The organism is Streptomyces sp. CBMA123, from assembly GCF_014596465.1.
In the GTDB taxonomy this organism is placed as follows: Bacteria; Actinomycetota; Actinomycetes; order Streptomycetales; family Streptomycetaceae; genus Kitasatospora.
The window spans coordinates 1-7700 of record NZ_MECK01000244.1; the positions used below are offsets into that span (position 1 = coordinate 1).

5 protein-coding genes are annotated in these 7700 nt (G+C 73.7%); 1 reads left to right on the plus strand and 4 read right to left on the minus strand.

Annotated features, from left to right (window positions below; translation table 11 throughout):
- From BG452_RS25125 to BG452_RS25135, 3 genes are all read right to left on the minus strand, one after another.
- Window positions 1-1264 (minus strand): GAF domain-containing protein (locus BG452_RS25125; RefSeq protein WP_188306633.1); only part of this gene is annotated, 1264 nt, incomplete at its 3' end.
- 227 nt (window positions 1265-1491) lie between these two features.
- Window positions 1492-2865, minus strand: a complete 1374-nt coding sequence (locus BG452_RS25130) for an MFS transporter (protein ID WP_188306634.1) — start codon at window positions 2863-2865, stop codon at window positions 1492-1494.
- Window positions 2866-3199: 334 nt separating this feature from the next.
- A complete protein-coding gene (locus tag BG452_RS25135; protein ID WP_188306635.1) occupies window positions 3200-3961 on the minus strand; it encodes a 3-hydroxybutyrate dehydrogenase in 762 nt (253 codons plus the stop codon).
- A 310-nt stretch (window positions 3962-4271) separates the two neighbouring features.
- Between BG452_RS25135 and BG452_RS25140 the strand changes: the two genes are divergently transcribed.
- On the plus strand, window positions 4272-6203 hold the full coding sequence (locus BG452_RS25140; RefSeq protein WP_223242704.1) for a regulator: 1932 nt from the start codon (window positions 4272-4274) through the stop codon (window positions 6201-6203).
- Between the two features lie 28 nt (window positions 6204-6231).
- On the opposite strand, the gene BG452_RS25145 is transcribed toward BG452_RS25140, so the two are convergent.
- Window positions 6232-7458 carry a cation:proton antiporter gene (locus BG452_RS25145; RefSeq protein ID WP_188306636.1) on the minus strand — a complete coding sequence of 409 codons (1227 nt, stop codon included), beginning with the start codon at window positions 7456-7458 and terminating at the stop codon, window positions 6232-6234.
- Between the last annotated feature and the right edge of the window lie 242 nt (window positions 7459-7700).

Sequence of the window (7700 nt, forward strand, 5' to 3'; positions counted from 1 at the left end):
GCACCAGGTGCGGCCGGGCGAGGTCGACGCCGAGCCGGCGGCCGCGCGCGGTGAGCCCGGCCGGGTCGCGCTCGGGGGCGGTGAGCAGGTCGGTGAGCAGTTCACCGCGGACCCGGTTCTCGGTCTCCGCCACCGAGCGGCGCAGTAGCAGGAGCAGCGCCGTCACGACGCCGGCCCGCTCGAACAGCCGCCGGTCGGCGTCGTCGAGGTCGGGCCGGCCGCGAAGCACCAGGGTGCCGAGCGCGTCGTGTCCGGCCAGTGCGGCGCACACCCACAGCTCGCCGTGCCGTACGGACCGGCCCTCGGCGCGGGAGGCGGCCACCGCCCCGGCGAGTTCGGCGGCGGGCCGCCCGGCCAGCGGCTCGCCCTCGGCGTCCAGTACCGCTATCTCCCCGCCCAGCAGGTGGGCGACGGCGGCGGCCACGTCCGGCACCTCGGCGCCGCGCAGCACCAGGTCGGTGAGCCGGTCGTGGGCCTGCTCGGCGCGTTGGACGGCGGCGGAGTGCGCCCGGACCAGCTCGTTGGCGGCGTTCAGCTCGGCGAGCGCGGCCCGGGTGTCGGCCAGTGACTTGGCGGTGTCCAGGGCGATCGCGGCGTGCGCGGCCAGGGTGCAGAGCAGGGCGACCTCGTCGGGGGAGAAGGCGCGCGGCGAGCGGTCGGCGGCGAACAGCACGCCGATGACGTCCCCGCCGAGCAGCAGCGGCACGCCGATGATCGCCACCAGGCCCTCGTCCAGCACCCCGGCGTCGATCGTGCCGGTGTGGTGGAAGCGTTCGTCGGTGCGGTAGTCGGGGGTGGCGTAGGGGCGGGCGGTCTGGGCGACCAGCCCGCCCAGGCCGTCGCCGAGGCTGAGCCGCAGGGTCTGGAACAGGACGGAGACCGAGCCGTCGGTGACCCGCATGTAGGTGTCACCGGCGGCGACGTCCGGCAGGGTCAGGTACGCGGTGTCGGTGCCGAGCAGCATCCGGGCCCGGCGGACGATGGCCTGCAGCACGGCGTCCAGGTCGCGGGAGGCGGCGAGGTCTCCGGCGGTGTCGAACAGGGCCGTCAACTCGGCCTCGCGGCGCCGGTGTTGACGCAGGGTGCGGTGGACCCGGAGGGCCTGCCAGGTGGCGCCGTCGATCTCGGCGAGGACGCCGGCCGGCGCCCCGCGGCGGCGGGCGTCGGCCAGCACCTCGGCGAAGTCCTCGGTGGCGGCGCCGGAGGCGAGCAGGTCGAGCAGCCGCCGTAGGGCGGGCGCGGCGCTGTCGTCGGGGTGGTTCATGGTGCGGGCCGCCAATCGGCGTCGGTTCGGTGGTCCGTCGTTCCGCGGTTCGGTCGTTCGGTCGTTCGGTCGTTCCGTCGTCCTGTCACTTCCGTTGTCCGGTCGTTCCCTCGTTCCCTCGTTCCCTCGTTCCCTCGTTCCCTCGTCCCCTCGTCCCCTCGTTCCCTCGTCCCCTCGTTCCCTCGCTCCCTCGTCTCCGAGAAATCGCGATGCTATCGGCTCAACCCTCAGGCCACAGCGGGCTTTCCGACCGCGGCGGCGTCCGCCGACTCGCCCTCCTCGACCTCCGCCAGATCCCGGCCCCTGGTCTCCCGCGCGCACAGCACCGCCAGTACGGTGAGCGCCGCCGCGGCGGCCACGTACACCGATATCGGTGTGGCGCTGCCGTAGTCCTTGAGCAGCGCGGTCGCGATCAGCGGGGCGGGCGCGCCGGCCACCACCGAGGCGAACTGGGCCCCGATCGAGGCGCCCGAGTACCGCAGCCGGGTCGCGAACAGCTCGGAGAAGAACGCCGCCTGCGGTGCGTACATCGCGCTGTGGAACACCAGGCCGACGGTCACGGCGACCACCAGCTGCGCGAACGACCTGGTGTCCACCATCCCGAAGAACACGAACGCCCAGACCCCGACCCCGGCCGCACCCACCAGGTACACCGGCTTGCGCCCGACCCGGTCGGACAGTGCGCCGAACAGCGGGATCAGCGCGAACTGGATCGCCGAGGCGATCAGGACGGCGTTCAGCGCGCTCTGCTTGTCGAAGTGGGCGTGGGTGACGGCGTAGGTGAGCACGAAGGTCGTCATCACGTAGTACGAGATGTTCTCCGCCATCCGCGCGCCCATGGCCACCAGCACCTCCCGCCAGTGGTGCCGCAACACCCCCACCAGCGGGGCCTGTTCGGTGGCCCGCCCGCTCTTCTTCTCCTTCTGCGCGGCCATCGCCTGCTGGAACAGCGGCGACTCCTCCACCGCCAGCCGGATCCACATCCCGACCCCGACCAGTAGCGCAGACAGCAGGAACGGCACCCGCCACCCCCACGCCAGGAACGCGCTCTCCGACTGCACCGCCGTCATCAGCGACAGCACCCCGGCCGCCAGCAGGTTCCCGGCCGGCGCCCCGCCCTGCGGCCAGGACGCCCAGAACCCCCGTCGCCGTTGGTCCCCGTGCTCCGACACCAGCAGCACCGCTCCGCCCCACTCCCCGCCGAGCGCGAAACCCTGCACCAGCCGCAGCGCCGTCAGCAGCACCGGCGCCGCCACCCCGACCGAGTCGTACGTCGGCAGCAGCCCGATCGCCGTCGTCGACCCGCCCATCAGCAGCAGGCTCACCACCAGCAGCTTCTTCCGCCCCACCCGGTCCCCGAAGTGCCCGAACACCAGCGCTCCGAGCGGGCGCGCCGCGAACCCGATCGCGTACGTCAGGAACGACAGCAGCGTCCCGGTCAGCGGATCACTGTGGGGGAAGAACACCTTCCCGAACACCAGCGCCGCAGCTGTTCCGTACACGAAATAGTCATACCACTCGATCGTCGTGCCGATCAGACTCGCGGCTACCACTCGCGGGAGTGAACTGGTCGCCGACGAACCAGGTTTGGGGGCGTTCATGGTCACCACTTCCAGACGGGGGACGATGTCGCCACAAGGTAGGAACCCCACGCTCCAGCGCCTATGTGACCGACCCACACAGTCCCCGGGCGGCAGGTGGCGAACAGCTCCATGACCAATGGACGACGGCCCGCGCCCCGGGGTCTGGGGCGCGGGCCGCTCGGTGTGGTGGTGCACGGGAAGTCGACGGGCCCGACTTTCCGTGCACAGGGGCCTCCGCTGCACCAGGAGCGTCCGCTGCACCAGGAGCGTCCGCTGCACAAGAAGCCTCCGCCGCGAGACGGGGAGGGCGCGGTGACGTCCTCCTCCTCCGCTCCGTTTCTTCCGCTCCGTCTCAGTGCGCCGTCCATCCGCCGTCGATGGGCAGGCTGGCGCCCGTGATGTAGGCGGCGGCGGGGGAGCAGAGCCAGAGGGCGAGTTGGGCGACCTCGGAGGGTTCGATGAGGCGCTTGACGGCGGTGCGGTCGAGCATGATCCGCTCGACGACCTCGTCCTCGGGGATGCCGTGGGCCAGCGCCTGGGCGGCGATCTGCTTCTCCACCAGGGGAGTTCGGACGTACCCCGGGTTGAGGCAATTGCTGGTGACGCCGTACGGGGCGCCCTCCAGGGCGACGGTCTTGCTGAGGCCCTCCAGGGCGTGCTTGGCGGTGACGTAGGCGGACTTGAAGGCGCTGGCGCGCAGGCCGTGGACGGAGGAGATGTTGACGATCCGGCCCCACTCCCGCTCGTACATGTGGGGGAGGGTGCGGCGCAGGATCCGGAACGGGGCCTCGACCATGACGCGTTGGATGAGGGTGAAGCGTTCGACGGGGAACTCGTGCACGGGCGCGACGTGTTGGAGGCCGGCGTTGTTGACCACGATGTCGGCGTCGGCCGGCAGGGCGTCCACGGCCTCGGGGTCGGCGAGGTCCGCGACGATCGCGTATCCGCCGATCCGGTCCGCGAGTTCCCGCGCCGGGCCGGCCGCGAGGTCGACGACGTAGACCCGGGCGCCGGCTCCGGCGAGGGCTTCGGTGCAAGCCCGGCCGATGCCCGAGGCGGCCCCGGTGACCAGGGCCGTGCGGCCGTCGAGCGGGCGGGCAGTAGAGGTGTCCATGGCCGAGAACGGTAGGAATCCGGCGGCGCGGCTCCCATGTGGCAGGCCGACACAGCATCCCGGTGCGTCATGGCGTCAACCACCACCGGTGCCGGTTGACGGTTCGACCCCGGAAGGCCAAACCCATCGTGGCCCCGCTTCCCCACAATGGGCGCGGATGCTTCACCCGTTCGGAGGATTGCTCGGTCAGATCCACCCATAGCGCCCGAATGCTCGCTACATTCACGCCGATTCCCGACAGGGGGCGCCGCCCCGGGCGAGCCGAACTGCTGGTGGAGCCCGGTGCGACGTCCGAGAGGTGTTGACTGACATGCCCCAACGGCCTGTAACCGACAGCCCGGCGTACGGACCGCTCGACCCGCTCGGCCAGCGCCGAGGCCCGGTCGGTCGGGGCCTTCCGGACGCCCCCGACGCCCTGACCGCCGACACGTTGACCGCCGACACGTTGACCGCGGACACCCTGACCGCCGACGCCCTGACCGCCGACGCCCCGACCGCCGACGAACTGCGGCTGCCCGCGCAGGCCACACCCGCCCGGCACGAAGCCACCGCCGCACCCGCCCCCGCGACCGTCAGCGGCCACGGCAGCCACACCGGCCACTCCGGCCCGACCCCGCAGAACGGCCAGCTCGCCGCCCTGATCGAGGAGGCCGGGTTCTCGCACGCCGGCCTGGCCCGCCGGGTCGACCAGCTCGGCCTGGAGCACGGCCTCGACCTGCGCTACGACAAGACCTCGGTCACCCGCTGGCTGCGCGGCCAGCAGCCCCGCGGCGCCACCCCGGCGCTGATCGCCGAGGTCTTCACCCGCCGCCTCGGCCGCCGCCTCACCGCCCAGGACCTCGGCCTGGACGCCTGCGCCCCGGTCTACGCGGGCCTGGAGTTCGCCGAGACCCCGCAGGAGGCGGTGGACATCGTGGCGAGCATGTGGCGCAAGGACAACGGCCCCCAGTCCGAGCTGCGCCGGATCGCCTTCACCCCGGCGGGCCTGGTCGTCCCCAGCCGGGACTGGCTGATCGGCCGCACCGACGAGCGGGTCGCCCGGGACGGCTCCACCCTGACCCGCCCGGACGCCGCCGCCGCCGGCCCGCCGGGCGCCACCACCGGGCCCGCACCGGGTCCGCACGGTCCGGGCTCGCCCGTCGCCGGCCCGCCGCGCCTCCAGCCCACCGGTGCCCCGGGCACGACCGGCACCCCGGGCACTCCCGGCGCCCGCAGCACCGCCGGGACGACCGGCACCGCCGCCCCCATCGGCCGGGTGCCCACCCAGAGCCGCCGCCCGCCCGCCGCCGTCGAACCGCCGTACACCGACCCGACCCGCGACGCCCGCCCCACCCTGCGGGTCGGCCGCGGCGACATCGCCGCCATCCGCGCCGTCGGCGACCTCTTCCGGGCGCTCGACCACGCCTACGGCGGCGGCCACGCCCGTCAGGCCCTGGTCCGCTACCTGGAGAGCGAGGCCGAGCCGATGCTGCGCGGCCGCTACGGCGAACAGATCGGCCGCGCCCTGTTCGGCGCCGTCGCCGACCTGACCAGGCTGGCCGGCTGGACGTCCTTCGACATCGCCGCGCACGGCCTCGCCCAGCGCTACTTCGTCCAGGCGCTGCGCCTCTCCCAGGCCGCCGGGGACCGCGCGCTCGGCGGCTACGTCCTGGTGACGATGAGCCAGCAGGCCGTCCACCTGGGGCACGGCCGGGAGGCCGTCCAGCTCGCCCGGGTCGCCCAGCAGGGCGTCGGTACCGCCGTCCCGCCGGTGGTCCAGTCGCTGATGCATGCCGCGGAGGCGCGCGGGCACGGCCTGCTGGGCGACGTCCGGTCCTGCACCACCGCGCTGGTCCGGGCCGAACGTTCGCTCGCTGCCTCCCGTGCGGGCGACGAACTGCCCTCCTGGGCGCGGTACTTCGACGAGGCCCAGCTCTCCGACGAGTTCGCCCACTGCTACCGCGACCTCCAGCAGTGGCGCACCGCCGCGCAGCACGCCGAGAAGTCGCTGCGGCTGCGTTCGCCCGCCTACGCGCGCAGCCGGATCTTCTGCCGGCTGGTGCTGGCCACCGCCCGGCTCGGCATGGGGGACCTCGACGAGGCCTGCACCATGGCCACCGACGCGCTGCGGGCGGCGGCGGAGATGCGCTCGGCCCGCTCGCTGGAGTACGTCCGGGACTTCCACCGCCGCCTCACCCCCTACCGGGGCAGCCAGGTGGCCCGCGCCTTCGAGGAGACGGCCCGCCAGGCGGGCGTGATCTGACCGAACCGGGTGTACGAGGGCCGGGAGCTCACCAGCTCTCGGCCCGGACCCTCGGCTGCTCGCCGTCGGCGGCCGCCGACGGCCGCACCCCGCCCCGCACCCGCTGCGCCGCCAGCGGGAACACCAGTACCGACAGCATGCCGGCGCCCACCAGCGCCGCCGCCGTCGAGGACGGCAGGTGCCCGGCCTCCACCTCGATCGTGGTGATCACCACGACCAGCGGCAGCGCCGTCGCCGCGTACATCCCGAGCGCCGTACGGTCCCGCCCGCCGAACCCGGGCGGGGTGAGCAGCGCGGCCGGCACGCCGCGCACGGCGAGGAACAGGAGCAGGAACGCCGGGACGAGCAGCAGCGTGCCGGGGTCGTCCAGCAGCGCGTCCAGGTCGAAGTTCATCCCGCTGACCACGAAGAAGATCGGCACCAGGAAGCCGAAGCCGATGCTCTCCAGCTTGGCCTCGATCACCTCCTCCTCGGCCTGCCGGATGTCGGAGAGCAGCAGCCGGGAGACGATCCCGGCGGTGAAGGCACCGAGCAGCATGTCCAGGTCGAGCCAGAGCGCGGCCGCGACCATGACGGCGAGCACCAGGATCACCGCCCGGATCGCGAACTGCCCGGAGGTGCGCAGGGTGCGCTCGATCAGCCGGGTGGCCCAGGCCGGGCGCGGCCGGCGGGCGCCGAGGACGGCGACGGCGGTGATCACCGCGAAGGCGCCGAGGATGATCGCGGTCCGGGCCGGGGAGTTGCCGCTGAGCAGCACGGCGATCGCGATGATCGGCCCGAACTCGCCGACGGCACCGGTGGCCATCACCAACGAGCCGAAGGGGGTGGGCAGTTCGCCGGAGTCGCGGAGGATCGGCAGGATCGTGCCGAGCGCGGTGGTGGTGAGCACGAGCCCGGCGAAGGCGCCGTTCCACGGGTCCCGGTCGACCAGGGCGCCGATGCCGAGGGCCAGTACGAGCGAGACCAGCCACGCGGTGCCCGCCCGTTTCAGCGGGCCGCCGCGCAGCTTGGCGAAGTCGATCTCGTACCCGGCCAGGAACATCAGCATGGCCAGGCCGAACTGGGACAGCGCGTTCACCCGGTCGTCGACGTGCGCCCAGCCGAGGACGTCCGGGCCGATCAGCACGCCGAGCACGATCTCGAACACCACGGTGGGTACGGCGATCCACCGCAGCAGCCGGTCGGCGAGCAGGGGCGCGGCGACGGCTGCGGCGGGGATCAGGATCAGCGCCACCGGCTGGGCGGAGACGCTCACCGGGCGTACGGCCGAACGGTCGAAGCCGGTGGAATCATCCGATGAGCGGCCAGAGCGGTCATGCGAGGCATCCTGGCACGCCGTCGGTCTGTCACCCCGGCAGACCGCTGGCGTGTCCGTTCCCCCCGCCGGAGCACCGTCGAGTCGGGCCCCGCCGGACCGGCCTCAGCCCGAGCGCCCCCGCCGGACCGGCCTCAGCCCGAGCGCCCCCGCCGGACCGGCCTCAGCCCGAGCGCCTCCGC